The following is an 18,212-nucleotide window of genomic DNA, read 5'->3' on the forward strand; positions in this document are numbered from 1 at the left end:
CTTATACTCATAATACCTTGCTAACTATAAAATCATCACAATTCTCTAAACACATAGTCATCCCCATATTTACAAACTATCACATTTTCTATGATTGAAACGATTTTACTTAATATTTTTCTATTTTATCGCTCTATATCAATATCTTCAAGCAGTTCTGAAAAAATTCTTCCGATATAATCTAATTCAGAATCATCTTCTACCATCTCATATATTGCTTCTTCATCATTTTCATCTGATACATCTTTTAAAATATGTGCAATTTCTTCCTCTTCATCCCCTTCCTCTGTTACAAGGATATAGTTAACGTTGTTAATTCTTGTTTCTTCAACAACGTACATTTCAACTTCATTACCTTCATCATCTGTTAAAACAATCTTTTCTTCCATTAAATAAATCTCTCCATATTCTTTAATCCTATTTACTACACAGTTCCTATCGTTATAATAATAGCTATATCTTTTTAATCTTATGTGTTCTTTTCAATCCTATTAATATAATCTTCCAAAATAATTGTGGCCGCAATCTGATCCACATACTTATACCTGTCCTGTTTCTTTATGCCTGCTTCATCCATAATCTCGTAGGCTTCCACAGTTGTAAGTCTTTCATCCTGAAAGACTATTTCAAGACCTGTTCTTCTCTCAAGCATTGCGCCAAACTCTTTGGTCTTTTTAACTCTTTCACCTTCCGTACCACTAAGCATGACAGGATAACCAAGTACAATCTTCTCTATATTGTATTGTTCTACTAACTGCTCTATTCTTGCTAATGTCTTTCGTAACTTGTTTGGAGAATCCCTTCTTATAATCTCAACTCCCTGAGCTGTATATCCTAAAGGATCCGTAACTGCAACTCCAACCGTCTTAGAGCCAAAATCAAGTCCTAAAATTCTCATTCCATTTTCCATTTTATTTTCCATTTTGATTTTTATACTGTGGTATATAAAAGCATCAAAAACTTATCAGCCGGGATATTCGTGATTTCAATAGGATTATTGCTTACAATGTTAGCTATAATACCATTCCAAAACCACATCTTAATTAATCGCTTTCCCATATTTCCGCCTGATAAGTTTAATTTTATGTTATTCTTATGCTGTTTTATACCACCTTTATTTCAACTTATGGTTAATGTAATACTTTACTGTTTCTTCAATAAGTTCATCACGTTCCACTTTCATAATCAGGCTTCTTGCATTCTTATAGCTTGTTATGTAAGTTGGATCCCCTGACATAATATAACCAACAATCTGATTTACAGGATTATATCCTTTTTCAGCTAAGGCTTCATAAACCTTTTCGAGAATCTCCTCTACTCCTAATTTCTGTTCCTGTGGAACTCTGAAAAATTGTGTATTTCCTAAATCGCTCATCTTATCACGTCCTTTTTCTACCTATCAAGTAGGCTTTCTTTATCACTAATTTTAATATAAAACTTACATAGTGGCAAGCATTATTTCATTAGTTAAAAAATCTTTAACATTTACTTTTCGTATTTGTCCTTCAAGATTTTCCTTTTCGGGCACTGCAATTTTAATATAATCAACTGTATGTCCAACCCAATATTCCTTGTTATCCAGTAGGATTTTTTCTTCAAACAATACTGTGGTATCTTGACCTATTTTAGCCTGTCTAAATTCTTTTGTAAGTTCTTCTCCTGTTTTGATTAAGTCTTCACTTCTTAATGTTTTTATTTTTTCATCTATCTGATTTGGCATTTTTGCTGCCACAGTGCCATCTCTCTTTGAATATTTAAAAACATGTAATTCTGCAAACTTAACCTTCTTTACAAACTCTCTTGAACTAATGTAGTCTTCCTCGGTTTCTCCCGGAAATCCCACAATAACATCTGTTGTAAAAGCAGGATTATCAATATACTTTCTAATTAACTGACACTTTTCATAGTATTCATCTGAAGTATAATGTCGATTCATGGCTTTTAATGTTTTGTCGCATCCGCTTTGAAGTGAAAAATGAAAATGCGGACAAATCTTTTTAACCTTGCCCAGTCTTTCCACAAAATCCTCTGTTACAACTTCCGGATCAAGGGAACCTAAACGGATTCTTTCAATTCCATTAACATTGTCTGCCATTTCTATAACATCTATTAACTTTTTGCCATTGTCATCATAGCAGCTTAAGTTAATTCCTGTTAAAACTATTTCCTTAAAGCCTGAAGCTGAAAGTCTTTCAAGTTCAGCTTTTATGCTTTCCATTGTTCTGCTTCTTATTCTTCCCCTTGCATAAGGAATTATACAATATGAGCAGAAATTATTACATCCATCCTGAATTTTCAAGTGGGCTCTTGTATGCTCAGTTACTGTTGAAATTTCCAAATCTTCGTATTCATCTGTGTGGTTAATGTCAATTACATATTCTTCTTTAACCTGTTCTCCGGCTTCTTTTTCTGCATAATATTCATTAAGAATTTCCACAATGTCTTTTTTTCTGTTATTTCCTACAACTAAATCTATTGAAAGATCCTGCGCCACTTTTTCAGTTGCAGTCTGCACATAACAGCCTGTGGCCACTACTACTGCATTAGGATTTTGCTTCTTAGCCTTATGAAGCATCTGTCTTGATTTTCTGTCTGCCATATTTGTAACAGAGCATGTATTTATAATATAAACGTCTGCCTGATCCTGGAATGATACAATTTCATAACCTGCTTTTTTAAGCAATTGAGTCATTGCTTCTGTCTCGTATGAATTTACTTTACATCCAAGATTGTGAAGTGCAGCTTTTCTCATATTTTTTCTCCTTTATAAAAATTAACTGATTTTTGCAAATATTTTTGGGCATTTATACACATTGACAAAGATTCAATCCGTGTTATCATTTTACATATAAAGATTAAGAGAGGTATTGATATATGAAAACAGTTACAATCAACTTAGGATCAATTGATAAGGTTAAATCTTTTGTCAATGACATTACAAAATTTGATAGCGATTTCGACTTAGTATCAGGTCGTTATGTTATTGATGCAAAATCAATTATGGGAATCTTCAGTCTTGATCTTTCAAAGCCTATTAATTTAAATATTCATGGTGATGAAGATAATGCTGAAATTATGGAAGTTATTAAGAAATACGAAGTATAATTTCTTCTATTCCTAAATAAGTATTTTTATTTATTTTGATTTTATTAGCAGGTTTACATTTAAGTAAACCTGCTTTTTTATTACAATATCAAATTTTTTAATATCATCTATGCTTACACAGTAATGGATTTCTAACCAATCTCTATAACTTCTGCTGTATTTACAGCATCCTCAAACATTCTGTCGATTTCTTCTGCCAAATGTTTTTCTGAGTTTTTAATTACATTAATGTTAGGTTTTGTTACAGGGTGCTTTGCAACAAATGTTGTACAACAGTCTTCGTATGGAAGAATTGATGTTTCATATGTTCCGATTTTTAATGAAATATCAACAATCTCCTGCTTATCAAAAGCAATAACCGGTCTGAATACAGGCATTGTACATACTTCGTTAGTTGCTGCAAGACTCTGCATTGTCTGGCTTGCAACCTGACCAATCGATTCGCCTGTAACAAGTCCCTGTGCCTTTTCCTTGTTTGCAAAATATTCTGCAATCTTCATCATATATCTTCTCATAATAATTGTTAATTCATCATGAGGGCACTTGTCATATATATACATCTGAATTTCTGTAAAGTTTACAACATAAAGTCTCATTGGACCTGAATATTTTGATACTAACTTAGCTAAATCCACAACTTTCTGTTTTGCTCTTTCTGATGTGTATGGTGGTGCGTGGAAGTAAACTGCATCAACCACAACGCCTCTCTTAGCTGTCATCCAGCCTGCTACAGGGCTGTCAATACCACCTGATAAAAGCAACATCGCCTTTCCTGCTGTTCCTACCGGCATACCACCTGGTCCCGGAATAATCTTTGAATAAATATTAATGTGATTTCTGATTTCAACATTAATTTCAACATCAGGATTATGAACATCAACCTTTACACCTTCAAAAGCATCTAAGATTCTTCCACCTAATTCTGCGTTAATCTTCATTGAATCCATTGGATAATTCTTTCTTGCTCTTCTTGCCATAACCTTAAATGTAAAGTTTTTGTCAGGGTATGTTTCATCAATGTATTTAATAACCTGTTCTGCCAAATCATCAAAACCATTGTCTTCAATCTGAACCATTGGACAGATTCCAACAATACCGAAAACGTGCTGTAATGCATCTACAGCTTCATCAAAATCATAATCACCTTCTGCTATTGCATAAATTCTTCCGTTTTCTTTTGTTACCTTAAAGTTTCCGTCAATCTTATCTAATGCTCTTTTGGCATTATCTACCAAAGCATTTTCGAAAAGATATCTGTTTTTTCCTTTTACGCCAATTTCAGCGTATTTAATCAAAAATGATTTAAACATCTTCCTCCTCCAAAATAAATTGTACTAATTTTTATGTTATTTATCTACGCACATATTTTCTCAAAATAGGCAATAATTGCTTTATTTCTCCAACTGCATAGTCAACTTCTTCCTCTGTGTTAAATTCACAAAAACTAAATCTTACTGTTGATTCCAAAAGGTCTTTGTCAATTCCCATAGCCTTAAGTGTTGAGCTTACGGCAGGTCTGTTAGATGAACATGCACTTCCTGCTGAAATATATATGCCCTTGTCCTCTAATGCATGAAGAAGTACTTCACTTCTGACCCCCTTAAAACTTGCACTTACAATATGAGGGGCTCCAAGATTACCTTTTCTGCTGTTTACAGTTACACCTTCTATTGCTTCAAGGCTGTCAATTAACTTGTCCTTTAAATTAGTCATAATTTCAACGTTATGCTCTAAGTTGTCATAACAATCCTTTGATGCCTGACCGATTCCTGCTATACCCGGCACGTTTTCTGTTCCGGATCTAAAGCCCATCTGCTGACCGCCACCAAAAATAATGGGGTTAATCTTTGTATTCTTTTTAATATAAATAAATCCGCTTCCCTTTGGTCCGTGAATCTTATGTCCACTAACTGTAAGAAGGTCTATATTGTCTCTTCTTGGTTTAATTTCCAACTTACCAAATGCCTGAATTGCATCTACATGATAAACCACAGAAGGATTTACTTTCTTAATATACTGACCGATTTTTCCTACCGGCTCAATTGCTCCAACTTCATTATTTACATACATTGTTGAAACTAAGATAGTATCTTCTGTCATTTCTTTTTCCAATGCTTCCATCTGTACAACGCCATATCTGTCAACAGGCAAATAAATAACTTCAAAGCCCTGTTCTTCCAAATATTTCATTGTTGCAAGAACAGATGAATGTTCAACTGATGTTGTTATTATTCTGTTGCCTTTACGCTTATTGGCCATTGCTGTTCCAATAATAGCCATGTTATTTGACTCTGTTCCGCCTGATGTAAAGAAAATCTCTTTTGGATCAACTTTTAATATTTTTGCTATATTTTCCTGTGCTTCTTTAATATATTTTTCAGCCTTAACTCCAACCATATGCATAGCTGATGGATTTCCAAAATCTTCTGTCATTGTTTTTACAACAATGTCTTTTACTGAATCTGTAACTATGGTTGTAGCTGAATTATCAAAATATGCTTCCATTTTAACCTCTATATTTAACTATCAATTATTTACATAACTTTAATTATTTTTGTTTCACTCTTCTGTTTCAAACATTAAAACTGACATTAATGCCATTCCGGCTGTCTCTGTTCTTAAAATTCTTTTGCCAAGAGTAATGTCATAAGCTCCGGTATTTATTGCCTGTTCTACTTCTTCCTCTGCAAAACCACCTTCAGGTCCAATAAATATTCCAACGGTCATGCCCGTCTTAATCTGACTTACAACCTGTCTTGTATGAGCCATATTTTCTGCATTTTCATATGGAATAAGTACCATATCCATAGCTTCTGCCATTTTAAGTGCCTCTTTGTATGTTACAGGCATTGAAACTTTTGGAATAATTCCTCTCTTAGACTGCTTAGCCGCACTTTCAGCAATTGAATTCCAACGTTTTGTTTTAGAAACAGCTTTCTTATTATCAAGCTTAACTATGCATCTCTTAGTGAATACAGGAACTATTTCGTATGCTCCAAGTTCAATCATCTTCTGGATAACCGTTTCCATTTTGTCCCCTTTAGGCAATGCCTGAAAAAGAGTAACCTTAATTGGAAGTTCCTTTGCCACTCCATTTACGTCTTCTATTTTTGCTCGCACCTGTTCATTTTCAAGTTCATCTATTGTACAAACATATTCCCTGTCTTCTCCGTCGCTTATAAGAATGGTTTCGCCCTTCTTCATTCTGAGAACGTTTTTTATATGATTAACATCTGAACCTATAATTATAACTGCGTCTTCCTGTATCTGGTCTTTTTTAACAAAAAATCTATACATCTTATTTCACTCTTACCTATTTCTTAATTGCCATAATGGCACGCCAGTCACCCTGATTTACTACTTTTGAAAGCTGAAGATTACTATTATTATTAATTGCATCTTTAACCTCTTCCTCTTTCATATAAATAATACCTGATGAAATAAATACTCCGCCTGGCTTTAAAAATCTATCCACAATACCTGCAATTGGAATAATTACATCTGCAAGAATATTTGCAACAACAATATCGTACTGCTCTGCCTCAAACTCAGCCTGCATTTTTTCATCTTCCAAGACATTGCCTGCTTCAACTTTCACATTATCCATAGAAAGCTTATTTACCTTAAAATTATCATAAACAGCCTCAATTGCCGCAGGATCAATGTCGGTCATATCAACCTTTGAAGCATTTAACTTCTTTGCCACAATTGACAAAATACCACTTCCGCAACCTAAATCAAGAACCTTGTCACCATCCTTGACATATTCCACAAGCTGCTTAATACAAAGCTGTGTTGTGTCATGCTTACCTGTTCCAAAAGCAGTGCCCGGATCAATTTCAATCATCTTCATACCCTTATGCTCTTCATCTACTTCTTCCCAAGTAGGCTTAATAAAAAACTCTCCAACAGTAAAAGACTTAAAATACTTCTTCCAATTGTTAACCCAGTCAACATCTTCAGTTGTACTTTTTTCAATACTGCCTTCGCCCACATTAATAAAGCTCTTAGCTTCCTTTAACTTCTCTCTTAACTGATCAAGAAGCTGCTCTGCATTATCATCTTCCTCTGTATAAAAACTAATATATGCAGTTCCGTCATCTTCAGGAAGATCGGCCAAATAATCAATAAACTGCTTCTCCTTATCTTCCTGACTAATCTGCACATTATCTTCAACCTGAATACCACTAATTCCAAGTTCCATCAAAACACCACTGACAAAATCCTCTGCCTGAGTAGTTGTCTTTAATTTATACTTATTCCACTTCATATAAACGCTCCATTTCCTGAACCCTTTTTAACTGATTTATCATAACACATAAACATCTAATACGCAAATTTTCTTTTTCCCACATTTTGTAATTTCAAATTTTCGATATATAATAAAAACAACTCATATACAATTTTGATATATTTCGGAATATTTTATATAATTCAATAATAGGCAGAATTTTCCAATTTTGTGCTATAAAATATTCCAAAATACACCCAAAAATTATATCTAGTTGTTACTTTATACAAAGGAGATTAAATGATTGAAAAGAATTGATTTTGATAATGGCAATGTTGCCGGCAATATTCTTAATGCTGCCATTCCTATGTTGGTGGCTCAGATTTTAAGTCTTTTATATAATATTGTTGATAGAATTTATATTGCCCGTATTCCTGATGTTGGTACCGCAGCTCTTGGTGCGGTGGGACTTTGTTTTCCTATTATAACTATTGTAACTGCCTGCAGTAATTTGTTTGGAAGTGGCGGTGCTCCTCTTTTTTCCATTAGTCGTGGTATGGGTGACTCTAAGAAGGCTAACCGTATTATGAATACTTCTTTTTCTATGGTTTGCGCGGGAGCTGTTGTTTTGACTATTTTGGGAATTGTTTTTGCAAAGCCTATTCTTGTTTTGTTTGGGGCATCTGACAATGCATTGAGTTATGCTTATCCATATATGACTATTTTTATGCTGGGCACTCTTCCTTCCATGATTTCTACAGGAATGAATCCTTTTATTAATGCACAGGGCTATGCCACAACAGGCATGCTTTCTGTTGCAATTGGTGCCATTGCCAATTTTATTTTAGACCCTATTTTTATTTTTGTTTTGGGACTTGGTATTAGGGGAGCTGCTATTGCTACCGTTATTTCGCAAATTTTGTCTGCTTCTTTTGTTATTTTCTTTCTAAGATGTAAATCTGAGTTAAAAATAAGACTTTTGCACTTAAATGAAATAACAGATTGTGTTGAGTATGCTAAGAATATTGTTAGTCTTGGAACTGCCGGTTTTATTATGCAGGTTACTAATAGTCTTGTTTCTATCTGTTGCAATAATGTCCTTTCTGTTACAGGTGGGGATGTTTATATTTCGGTTATGACTATTGTTTCAAGTGTTAGACAGATGGTTGAAACTCCTATTTATGCAATTAACGAAGGGTCATCTCCTATCTTAAGTTATAATTATGGAGCTAATCGCCCCGGTCGTGTAAGAAAGGCGGGAGTTGTAATGGGCTGTCTGATTCTTGGATATACTGCGATTATGTGGACTTTGATTATTGTTGCACCACATTTTCTAATTCAGATTTTCAGTTCTGACAGCGCTCTTATAGCTGATGCTGTTCCTGCGCTGAAACTTTATTTTGCAGCTTTTATTTTTATGGATTTGCAGTATATTGGTCAGACATTTTTCAAATCACTTAACAAGAAGAAACATGCTATTTTCTTCTCTTTGCTTAGAAAAGTTGTTATTGTTGTTCCTTTAACTTACATATTCCCATATTTGTTTAATATGGGCTCTAATGGAGTTTTTCTTGCAGAACCTATTTCTAATGTAATCGGTGGAAGTATGTGCTTTATTACAATGCTATGCACAATATTACCGGAATTAAAAAGAATGGAAAATAAATAAAAATACCCCTTATACCGGCTAAGGTTTTGATTTGTATAATCTCTGCCTTTCCGTTATATGGGGTATTTTTTCTATTATTTTTTAAAGAATTTCTTTATTTTATCTTCTGCTGTTTCATGTTTGTCTTCACCAAATTCATTTAAAGTGTTACCTGAAACTGCATCAAATTTTTTGATTAATTCCTTCTGTTCTGATGTAAGTTTTGTAGGTACTTTTACAACAAGTGTTGAGTACTGGTCTCCTCTCATTGAGTTGTTACGTACGTGGCATACACCTTTGCCTTTTAATCTGATTCTTGTTCCTGTCTGTGTTCCCGGTTTTATGTTAAATTTAACATCTCCATCAATTGTTTTTACTCTGATGTCGCCACCTAAAGCAGCCTGAGCAAATGAAATTGATGTAGTTGTATATATATCCATTCCGTGACGTTCAAATTCATTACTTGGTCTTACTCTAATATCAACTAATAAGTCACCTCTTGGACCTCCATTACGTCCCGGCTCACCCTGTCCTGTAATTCTAATACTCTGTCTGTCATCAATGCCTGCAGGAATATCAACAGAAACTTTCTTCTTCTTTGAAATATATCCTACGCCATAGCAGTCAGGACATTTCTCTTTAATTACTTTACCTGTACCATTACAATCAGGACAAGTTGTTACTGACTGCATTGTTCCGAAAAGTGTCTGCTGCTGGCTAACATACTGTCCACGTCCACCACATTTTGAACATTTTTCAGGAGATGTTCCAGGTTTTGCACCTGTACCATTACATTTACTACATGTTTCCTTAAAGTTGATTGTAACTTCTTTCTTGCAGCCGAAAACTGCTTCATTAAAGTTGATTGTTATACCAACTCTAACATCTGCACCACGCATTGGACCATTGTTGGCTCTTGAGCTTCTTCTGCTTCCGCCACCAAATATGTCTCCAAATATATCTCCAAATCCACCAAATATATCGCTAAAATCTGCTCCGTTAAAGTCAAATCCACCTGCGCCGCCTGAGCCGTCAAAAGCTGCGTGACCGAACTGGTCATACTGCTTTCTCTTACTGTCATCACTTAAAACTGCGTATGCCTCTGATGCTTCCTTAAACTTTGAAGCTGCTTCTTCATCTCCCGGGTTTGCATCCGGATGATATTTTTTGGCTAATTTTCTATATGCTTTTTTAATTGTGGCACTGTCTGCGTTTTTGTCTACACCCAGTACCTCATAGTAATCTCTTTTATCTGCCATAGCCTGCCTCCTAAACAACTAAGACTTACTTGCGTGTGAAAACCCGTCCGGGATAACTCGGGCGGGATTTTCACATGCATGTTGCATCATTTATTATACTTCTGTAAATTCACCATCTACAACATCATCATTTGCATTTCCGGCACCCTGAGCACCCATGTCTGGACCTGCACCCTGAGCTCCTGCTCCCTGTGTCTGTTCATACATCTTAGCAAATAATTTCTGTGCACTGTTCATTAATTTTTCTTTTCCAGCCTTAAGTTCTTCAATCTGAGCATCTGTAACTTCTTCGCCAATTCCTGCGATTGTAGCCTTTAATGCATCAAGGTCTGCCTGAACTTCCTGCTTGTCGTTAGGATCAAGCTTGTCGCCTGCTTCATTCATAGCCTGTTCTGTCTGTGATACCATAGCATCAGCTTCGTTCTTAGCATCGATTCCTTCTTTACGTTTCTTATCCTGTGCTTCGTATTCAGCTGCTTCTTTTACTGCCTTATCGATATCTTCATCTGACATATTTGAACCTGCTGTAATTGTAATGTGCTGTTCTTTTCCTGTTCCTAAATCCTTAGCTGAAACATTAACGATACCGTTTGCATCAATATCAAATGTTACTTCAATCTGTGGAACACCTCTTCTTGCTGGAGGGATACCATCTAATCTAAACTGTCCAAGGCTCTTGTTGTCTCTAGCAAACTGTCTTTCACCCTGTACTACGTTAATATCTACTGCTGTCTGGTTATCTGCAGCTGTTGAGAAGATCTGACTCTTCTTTGTAGGAATAGTTGTATTTCTTTCAATAAGTCTTGTAGCAATACCACCCATTGTTTCAATTGATAATGAAAGTGGAGTTACATCAAGAAGAAGGATTTCGCCGGCACCTGCATCACCTGCTAATTTACCACCCTGGATAGAAGCACCAAGTGCTACACATTCATCAGGATTCATCTTCTTTGATGGTTCATGACCTGTTAACTGTTTTACTTTATCCTGTACAGCAGGGATACGTGTTGAACCACCTACTAATAATACCTTGCTCAATTCTGCTGCTGTAATTCCTGCATCCTTTAATGCATTCTGTACAGGAACTGCTGTTCTTTCAACAAGGTCTCTTGTTAATTCATCGAATTTAGCCTTTGTAAGTGTCATATTAAGATGCTGTGGTCCCTGTTCATTTGCTGTAATGAAAGGAATGCTGATTTCGACCTGAGTTGCTGATGAAAGTTTCTTCTTAGCATCTTCTGCTTCAGCTTTAACTCTTTCCATAGCCATCTTATCGTTTGAAAGGTCGATACCTGTCTTGCCCTTAAAGTCTGCTACCATATAGTCCATAATCTTCTTATCAAAGTCATCACCACCAAGTCTGTTATCACCTGATGTTGCAAGTACTTCGATAACGCCATCACCGATTTCGATAACAGATACATCAAATGTACCACCACCTAAATCGTATACCATAATCTTCTGTTCGTTTTCATTATCAAGACCATAAGCTAAAGCTGCTGCTGTTGGCTCGTTGATAATTCTCTTTACATCAAGACCTGCAATCTTACCTGCATCTTTTGTTGCCTGTCTCTGTGCATCGTTAAAGTAAGCAGGTACAGTAATAACTGCTTCTGTTACTTTTTCACCAAGATAAGCTTCTGCATCAGCTTTTAATTTCTGAAGAATCATAGCTGAAATAGCCTGTGGTGTATAACTCTTACCATCAATTGTTACTTTATAATCTGTACCCATATGTCTTTTAATTGATGAAACTGTACCTTCAGCATTTGTTACAGCCTGACGTTTAGCGTTATCACCAACTAATCTCTGACCATCTTTCTTAAATGCTACTACTGATGGAGTTGTTCTGAATCCTTCAGCGTTTGCTATTACTGTAGGTTCTCCACCTTCCATTACTGCTACACATGAATTTGTTGTTCCTAAATCAATACCAATAATCTTTCCCATGATTGTTTCCTCCTATATAATCTAAAAACTTGTTAATATCTTTATTTGAAATGGTATGTTGTTAATTAGTTAGCAACCTTTACCATACTGTGACGGACAACTGAATCTCTGTATTTGTATCCTTTCTGTAATTCCTGGCATACCATATTTTCTCCAAGTTCCTCGTTGTCCTCATGCATTACTGCATTGTGAAGTTCAGGATCAAATTCCTTTCCTTCAGCTTCGATAACTGTAACTCCCATATCTTCAAGAGCTGCTGTCATCTGTTTATAGATAAGATTCATTCCCTGACCTACAGGTGAATCCAAATCCTCTTCACTAAGAGCTGCAACGCCTCTTTCAAAGTTATCAACAACCGGTAAAATTTTTTCTATGATTGCCTTAGCTCCTACTTCATACATTGCTGTTTTTTCCTTTTCGCTTCTGTTTCTGTAATTCTGAAACTCTGCAAAAAGTCTTTGATATTTATCATTTAATTCTTCAATCTGCTGATCCTTTTTGTCTTTCTTATCTTTCTTTTTGAAAAACTTCTTTTTAGTATCTTCAGATTCTTCAGAAGTTTCTGTATCTTCAGCTTCCTGTTCATTAGCTTCTTCTACAGTTTCTTCTGTCTTAATATTTTCAGCCTTTGTGTTTTCAGCTTCATTATCTTTAACTTCATTACTAGTTTCTTCGGTAATGTTTTCATCCAAAGTTTCTTTTTCTTTTTCCATTGGACTTTCCTTTCTTTCTTATTCTATTGTCTAACTAAGCTTTGCTATGAATGTTCATCCTTAAATGTATCACTTAGTTGTTCTTTCACATTTCTTAAAGCATCTACTACTTTCTCGTAGTCCATTCTCTTCGGTCCGATGATTCCTATTGTTCCCTTGAAACCATCTTCCAATTCGTATGTTGCAGTTACAACACTGCAATCTTTCATGGACTGTACAGGACTTTCACTTCCAATGTAGACCTGAATACCTGTTTCCTCATCTCCTTCATTAATTAATTCGGTAAGCTGAGACTTTTCTTCTAATGTAGTAAGTAACTGGCTTGCTCTTTCTTTATCACTTAATTCAGGATATTTGAAAATGTTGGTTGCACCTGAAGTATAAATCTTCATCTGCTCCTCTGTTGCAATTGCTTCCGTTATTGCTTTCAAAACCTCGCTTACAACTGATTCAAACTCTCCTGCCTGTGATGCCAGTGTAGTCATAACTCCTAAATTAATTTCTTCAATTGATAATCCTGCAAGGACTGTATTAAGAGCTACATTTAATCTGACTACTATTTCCTGGTTAACATCCTTGCTGACTTTGACAATTTTGTTAACCACATGGTTCTTATCTGAAACTACCGTACAAAGAAGACTCTTTTCTTCCAAAACTGAAAGCTGTACGAACTTAATTCTGTTAGTCTGTGCTTTCGGTGTGGAAACCATTGTGGCGTAATTAGTATTAGTTGCTAACATCTTCGCCATATTCTGTAATAAGGTTTCAACCTTATCAACTTTCTGAATAAGTAAATCTTCCTTTTCAGTAACTTTCTTCTCTCTCTCATCAAGCTCTGCCATCCTGTCTTTAAGAATATTGTCTACATAAAATCTGTAACCTTTATCAGTTGGAATTCTTCCTGCCGATGTATGTGGCTGAACTATGTAACCTAACTCTTCAAGGTCTGACATTTCATTTCTAATTGTTGCTGAGCTTAAATTTAAATCTGTATATTTGGAAATGGTTCTGGAACCCACTGGTTCGCCTGTCTCAAGATAGTTCCTAATAACAGCGTCTAATATTTTTTCTTTTCTCTCATTAAGTTCCATGGCATCTCCTTTCTTTTTCTGTTAGCACTCGTTTAATTTGAGTGCTAATATTTTATCTGTGTTAAAGTTACCACTCCTCAACCGCTTTGTCAACATTTTTCTAAAAAAAGTTTTGTAAATAATTTGTGAACTTTCTTTGTACGCGATTGCATTGTCCAAAGGTCTTTTCTCACCTTTGCTTGCACAATGATGGGAAAATGACCTTGGGACACGCCCGGATATGAACATAAAGGTGAAGCGTAAGCTTCGCGATATGCAAATATCAGGGAGGATTGCGGGAGTGCGTAACACGTAACAATCCGTGCAATCAATTGGTGCGGATTTCTAATCTGTATAAGAAAAAGAACTGTTACTCCGGCACTTGAACTCTGCCAACTTAACAGTTCTTTTCATTGTGGTTATTATATTTTTATTATAGCTTTCATCGTCATTGCTATTCCAACATTTATTAACTAATTCTTTGCTTTTTCTACTGCTATAAATCCAAATGTTTCAGGTCCAACATGAGTTCCTATTGTAGGTCCTATCTGATAACATTCCTTAAACTTAATTCCTTTTTCTTCAACTTTCTTTACAAAGTTATCAAGATTCTCTGTTCCGTCTGAATAAATTCCATAAATTGGAAATCTTTCATCTAAGTCCATTCCTTCTATATAACTAACAAGTCCTGCAATGGCTTTCTTTCTGCCGATAAACTTACCTTTTACAATTAACGTTCCTTCCGGAATTGAAATAACCGGCTTAAGCTTTGCAAAATTACCAAAACCTGCCTGCATCTTTGTAAGTCGTCCACCTTTGTATAAATTTTCAAGATTGTCAATTGCAAGGTTAATTGATATTCTTGATTTTAATTCTTCCAATGCCTCTACAATTTCATCTACAGTTTTTCCTTCATCTCTTAACTGCATTCCGTAATCTACCATTATCTTTATAGCATATACTGCTGTTTTTGAATCTATAAGATGGATTCCGTCATATTCAGCCATATCTTTTGCAATATTGGCACTCTGATACGTTCCACTTATTCCACCTGAAAGCATAACACCTATTATCTGGTCTCCATTAGCCTTAGCCTCTTCGAAAACATCAAGAAATGCCTGTGGTGATGGCTGAGCTGTCTTGGGAAAAATATCTTCCTCCCTCATTCTCTTATAGAATTCACTTCTGCTTATTTCAATTCCATCTTTATATGTATCATTATCAAAAGTAATCGACAAAGGAACAAATGCAATTCCTTTTTCTTTTGCTTCATTTACATCATAGTCTGAACCTGAATCTACCATAAATTTAATCATTATATTTTACCTCTTCACCTTTAAGTGTTTTTATTGTACTTGCTTGTATCGTATACGTCAATAGGCTATTGAATTCTTTTCAAATCCGTAGCATAATAGTATTTCAGCACAAAATAAAAATCAATATATTTTGTACTAATTATAAAGGAGAGTTAACAATATGAATGAATCTGTTTTATCATTTAAAGATAAATATTTTGGCGATAAAAATTTTTACAAAATGACCCTTACAATTGCCGTCCCCATTATTATCCAGAATCTTCTTACTAATCTGGTTAGTATGGCTGACAATATTATGGTAGGACAGCTTGGAACCAATCAGATGTCAGGTGTTGCAATTATAAATCAGTTGTTTTTTGTTTTTAATCTTTTAGTATTTGGAGGAATGTCCGGAGCAGGACTTTTTTCAGCCCAGTATTTTGGACAAAAGAATCACAATGGTGTTCGTGATGTTTTTAGAATGAAGATTCTTATTGGCATTACAATTATTGCTATTTCTCTTTCTGTTATGATTTTTCTTCATGAACCGCTAATTAATATGTTTCTTCATGAAGGAAGCAGTTCAGGAAATATTCAGGAAACATTCAATTATGCAAAAAACTATCTTTACATAATGGTTATTGGAATTGCACCTTTTGTTATTTCTAACTGCTACAGCACTACTCTTAAAGAATCCGGACAGACTGTTGTCCCTATGAAAGCCGGAGTTTTGGCTGTAGTATTTGATATAGTTCTCAATTACATATTTATTTTTGGAAAATTAGGATTTCCTGCCATGGGCGTTGTTGGTGCAGCCATCGCCACTGTTATTTCACGTTTTGTTGAATGTGGCTATCTTGTAATTTATACTCATAGACATTCAAATGATTATCCTTTTATTAAACATTGCTACAGAACTCTTAAGGTTCCGGGGTCTCTTGTTAAGAAAATAATTATAACCGGTGCCCCTCTCATGCTTAACGAATTTTTATGGGCAGGTGGTCTTACATTGCAAACACAGGTTTTGTCCACTAAAGGTCTTGCCACTGTAGGAGGCCTAAATATTTGCAATACTATTGGAAATATTTCTAATTGTATTTTTGTTACAATGGGAACAACTATTGCTATTGTTGTAGGACAACTACTAGGTGCCGGAAAACTGAAAGAGGCCAAAGTGACTGCTACACGAATGGCTGCTTTTTCACTTTTAATATCATTTGGCATGATTATAATTCTTGGCCTACTTGGACCTGTATTTCCACATTTCTATAATACAACCGACGAAATACGCGAACTTGCCACAAAATTTATATGGGCTGTAGCTGCTGCAACACCATTTATATCGCTGTCAAATTCTGAATATTTCATTTTGAGAAGTGGTGGAAAAACTATAATTACATTTCTATTCGACAGTTGTTTTGTCTGCCTTGTAAATGTACCTGTTGCAATATGTCTTACAAAATTTACTGCCATACACATTGTTGGAATATTCTTCCTTGTAAATATGCTTGAAGGTGTTAAGGCATTAATAGGATTTATAATGGTGAAAAAAGATATTTGGCTTAACACAATTGTTGACTAAAAATAATTAAGAAAAAAGAACAACCGATTCATTTTTTGAAATCAGTTGTTCTTTTTTATATTATTGAAATGTAAAACATCAAACTGTTAATTACTTGAATTGTCACCTGCCTGGTGCTACCACAATTTAATATATTTTTAAAACAAAAATTCTGACATTACATAATTGCTTAAATCTATACCAAACTCTGTAAGCTTAACGTAACCATTGTCATTTATAAGAAATCTTTTATCTTCCATTCTTTTCTGAACTTTTCCGTAAACTTCCATATAAGGCTTCCCAAAATACCGTTCAAACTTTTCCATGCTTACACCTTCCATCATTCGAAGCCCTAAAAACATAAATTCTTCCATTCTGTCCCGTTCAGTAAGCTGCTGTAGATTTTTTACTATACTGTTTAGAATATTAACCTGATTTTCAACTTCACTGGAATTTCCCACATTATTTATTGAATTCTCTTTGATATTGTTAGTTAATACTTCAATATATTTATTTATATCTGAAATATTATTATAACGATTCTCTTTATACAAAGATGCCGCACCAATGCCAAAACCTAAATATTCTTTTCGCTGCCAATAACCTATGTTGTGCTTACATTCTTTCCCCGGTTTGCTATAATTAGATATTTCGTATTTTCTATATCCATTAGAACGCAAAATATTATTTGTAAGATAATACATCTTTCTTTCACTTTCTTCATCGGGAAGAATATTTATACCTTTTATCTGAGCTTTTTTTACTCTGTCATACATTAATGTATTTTCTTCAACTATAAGACTATAAGCTGAAATATGCTCCGGCTCTAAGCGGACTACTTTGTTAAGGGTCTCCTCGTAACTTTTTAAAGTCTGTCCCGGCAAAGCGCTCATTAAATCCACATTAATATTGTCAAAGCCACATTTTCTTGCCAAATTATAGCTTTCAAGAAATCCTGCATAATTATGGATTCTTCCAATGGACTTTAGTTCTTCGTCATTGGCACTTTGGAGGCCAAAACTTATACGGTTAATTCCACTTTTCTTATATTCCCAAAGCTTGCTTTCCGTAATAGTTCCCGGATTGCACTCTATTGTAATCTCAGGATTTTCAGACATATTACAATTATCCCTTAAAACTGACATAATTTTTGAAATCTGATTTTCTTCTAAAAGTGAAGGTGTGCCTCCACCAATAAAAACAGTGTCCACAACATATTCTGACATTTTATTCTTACTTAGCTTTATTTCATTAATTAATGCCTCGACATATTTCTCTTTAGTTTCCAAATCTGCCGGTGCTGACAGAAAATCACAGTAATCACATTTTTTTACGCAAAAAGGTATGTGAATATAAATTTCAAGACCATTCATTATTTCT

The 18,212-nt window shown here is 34.8% G+C and carries 18 protein-coding genes; 3 read left to right on the forward strand and 15 right to left on the reverse strand.

Going from position 1 to position 18,212, the window contains the following annotated elements; all coding sequences use genetic code 11:
• Nucleotides 1-125 precede the first annotated feature (125 nt).
• The 5 genes from NQ558_RS11410 to mtaB all read right to left on the reverse strand — a co-directional run bounded on the left by NQ558_RS11410 (nucleotide 126) and on the right by mtaB (nucleotide 2,752).
• Nucleotides 126-389 (reverse strand): DUF1292 domain-containing protein, encoded by a 264-nt coding sequence (locus NQ558_RS11410; protein ID WP_005360162.1) that lies wholly within the window; start codon nucleotides 387-389, stop codon nucleotides 126-128.
• Between the two features lie 80 nt (nucleotides 390-469).
• A complete protein-coding gene (ruvX, locus tag NQ558_RS11415) occupies nucleotides 470-898 on the reverse strand; it encodes a Holliday junction resolvase RuvX (protein WP_005360161.1) in 429 nt (142 codons plus the stop codon).
• 32 nt (nucleotides 899-930) lie between these two features.
• Nucleotides 931-1,059, reverse strand: coding sequence for a hypothetical protein (locus NQ558_RS11420; RefSeq protein ID WP_259907584.1), 129 nt, complete (start codon nucleotides 1,057-1,059; stop codon nucleotides 931-933).
• Nucleotides 1,060-1,114: 55 nt separating this feature from the next.
• Nucleotides 1,115-1,375, reverse strand: coding sequence for an IreB family regulatory phosphoprotein (locus NQ558_RS11425; protein WP_005360160.1), 261 nt, complete (start codon nucleotides 1,373-1,375; stop codon nucleotides 1,115-1,117).
• A gap of 63 nt (nucleotides 1,376-1,438) precedes the next feature.
• A complete protein-coding gene (gene mtaB, locus NQ558_RS11430) occupies nucleotides 1,439-2,752 on the reverse strand; it encodes a tRNA (N(6)-L-threonylcarbamoyladenosine(37)-C(2))-methylthiotransferase MtaB (RefSeq protein ID WP_005360159.1) in 1,314 nt (437 codons plus the stop codon).
• A gap of 122 nt (nucleotides 2,753-2,874) precedes the next feature.
• On the opposite strand from mtaB, the gene NQ558_RS11435 reads away from it, so the two are divergent.
• Nucleotides 2,875-3,105 (forward strand): HPr family phosphocarrier protein, encoded by a 231-nt coding sequence (locus NQ558_RS11435; protein WP_005360158.1) that lies wholly within the window; start codon nucleotides 2,875-2,877, stop codon nucleotides 3,103-3,105.
• A gap of 131 nt (nucleotides 3,106-3,236) precedes the next feature.
• Here the strand turns inward: NQ558_RS11435 and thiI are convergent, their stop codons facing one another.
• The 4 genes from thiI to prmA are packed head-to-tail and all read right to left on the reverse strand — an operon-like array spanning nucleotide 3,237 to nucleotide 7,375.
• Nucleotides 3,237-4,415, reverse strand: a complete 1,179-nt coding sequence (gene thiI, locus NQ558_RS11440; protein WP_005360157.1) for a tRNA uracil 4-sulfurtransferase ThiI — start codon at nucleotides 4,413-4,415, stop codon at nucleotides 3,237-3,239.
• A 40-nt stretch (nucleotides 4,416-4,455) separates the two neighbouring features.
• Nucleotides 4,456-5,610: a cysteine desulfurase family protein gene (locus NQ558_RS11445; RefSeq protein ID WP_005360156.1), complete on the reverse strand. Its 1,155-nt coding sequence runs from the start codon at nucleotides 5,608-5,610 to the stop codon at nucleotides 4,456-4,458.
• Nucleotides 5,611-5,664: 54 nt separating this feature from the next.
• Nucleotides 5,665-6,402: a 16S rRNA (uracil(1498)-N(3))-methyltransferase gene (locus NQ558_RS11450; RefSeq protein WP_005360146.1), complete on the reverse strand. Its 738-nt coding sequence runs from the start codon at nucleotides 6,400-6,402 to the stop codon at nucleotides 5,665-5,667.
• A 16-nt stretch (nucleotides 6,403-6,418) separates the two neighbouring features.
• On the reverse strand, nucleotides 6,419-7,375 hold the full coding sequence (gene prmA / locus NQ558_RS11455; protein WP_005360143.1) for a 50S ribosomal protein L11 methyltransferase: 957 nt from the start codon (nucleotides 7,373-7,375) through the stop codon (nucleotides 6,419-6,421).
• A gap of 265 nt (nucleotides 7,376-7,640) precedes the next feature.
• Here prmA and NQ558_RS11460 point away from each other — a divergent pair, with 265 nt between their 5' ends.
• A complete protein-coding gene (locus NQ558_RS11460; RefSeq protein WP_040446278.1) occupies nucleotides 7,641-9,005 on the forward strand; it encodes an MATE family efflux transporter in 1,365 nt (454 codons plus the stop codon).
• A 74-nt stretch (nucleotides 9,006-9,079) separates the two neighbouring features.
• Here the strand turns inward: NQ558_RS11460 and dnaJ are convergent, their stop codons facing one another.
• The 5 genes from dnaJ to NQ558_RS11485 all read right to left on the reverse strand — a co-directional run bounded on the left by dnaJ (nucleotide 9,080) and on the right by NQ558_RS11485 (nucleotide 15,292).
• Nucleotides 9,080-10,243, reverse strand: coding sequence for a molecular chaperone DnaJ (gene dnaJ / locus NQ558_RS11465; protein WP_005360141.1), 1,164 nt, complete (start codon nucleotides 10,241-10,243; stop codon nucleotides 9,080-9,082).
• A 93-nt stretch (nucleotides 10,244-10,336) separates the two neighbouring features.
• On the reverse strand, nucleotides 10,337-12,193 hold the full coding sequence (dnaK, locus tag NQ558_RS11470) for a molecular chaperone DnaK (RefSeq protein ID WP_005360140.1): 1,857 nt from the start codon (nucleotides 12,191-12,193) through the stop codon (nucleotides 10,337-10,339).
• A 65-nt stretch (nucleotides 12,194-12,258) separates the two neighbouring features.
• Nucleotides 12,259-12,906: a nucleotide exchange factor GrpE gene (gene grpE, locus NQ558_RS11475; protein ID WP_005360139.1), complete on the reverse strand. Its 648-nt coding sequence runs from the start codon at nucleotides 12,904-12,906 to the stop codon at nucleotides 12,259-12,261.
• 44 nt (nucleotides 12,907-12,950) lie between these two features.
• Entirely contained in the window at nucleotides 12,951-13,997 is a 1,047-nt protein-coding gene (gene hrcA, locus NQ558_RS11480) for a heat-inducible transcriptional repressor HrcA (protein ID WP_005360132.1), read from the reverse strand.
• A gap of 452 nt (nucleotides 13,998-14,449) precedes the next feature.
• Nucleotides 14,450-15,292, reverse strand: coding sequence for a DegV family protein (locus tag NQ558_RS11485; RefSeq protein WP_005360116.1), 843 nt, complete (start codon nucleotides 15,290-15,292; stop codon nucleotides 14,450-14,452).
• Nucleotides 15,293-15,452: 160 nt separating this feature from the next.
• Here NQ558_RS11485 and NQ558_RS11490 point away from each other — a divergent pair, with 160 nt between their 5' ends.
• Nucleotides 15,453-16,853, forward strand: a complete 1,401-nt coding sequence (locus NQ558_RS11490; protein WP_005360114.1) for an MATE family efflux transporter — start codon at nucleotides 15,453-15,455, stop codon at nucleotides 16,851-16,853.
• A gap of 137 nt (nucleotides 16,854-16,990) precedes the next feature.
• On the opposite strand, the gene hemW is transcribed toward NQ558_RS11490, so the two are convergent.
• The gene (gene hemW / locus NQ558_RS11495) at nucleotides 16,991-18,205 is read right to left on the reverse strand and encodes a radical SAM family heme chaperone HemW (protein WP_005360113.1); all 1,215 of its coding nucleotides are present in this window, start codon (nucleotides 18,203-18,205) and stop codon (nucleotides 16,991-16,993) included.
• Nucleotides 18,206-18,212 lie beyond the last annotated feature (7 nt).

The organism is Eubacterium ventriosum (assembly GCF_025150745.1).
GTDB lineage: Bacteria > Bacillota > Clostridia > Lachnospirales > Lachnospiraceae > Eubacterium_G > Eubacterium_G ventriosum.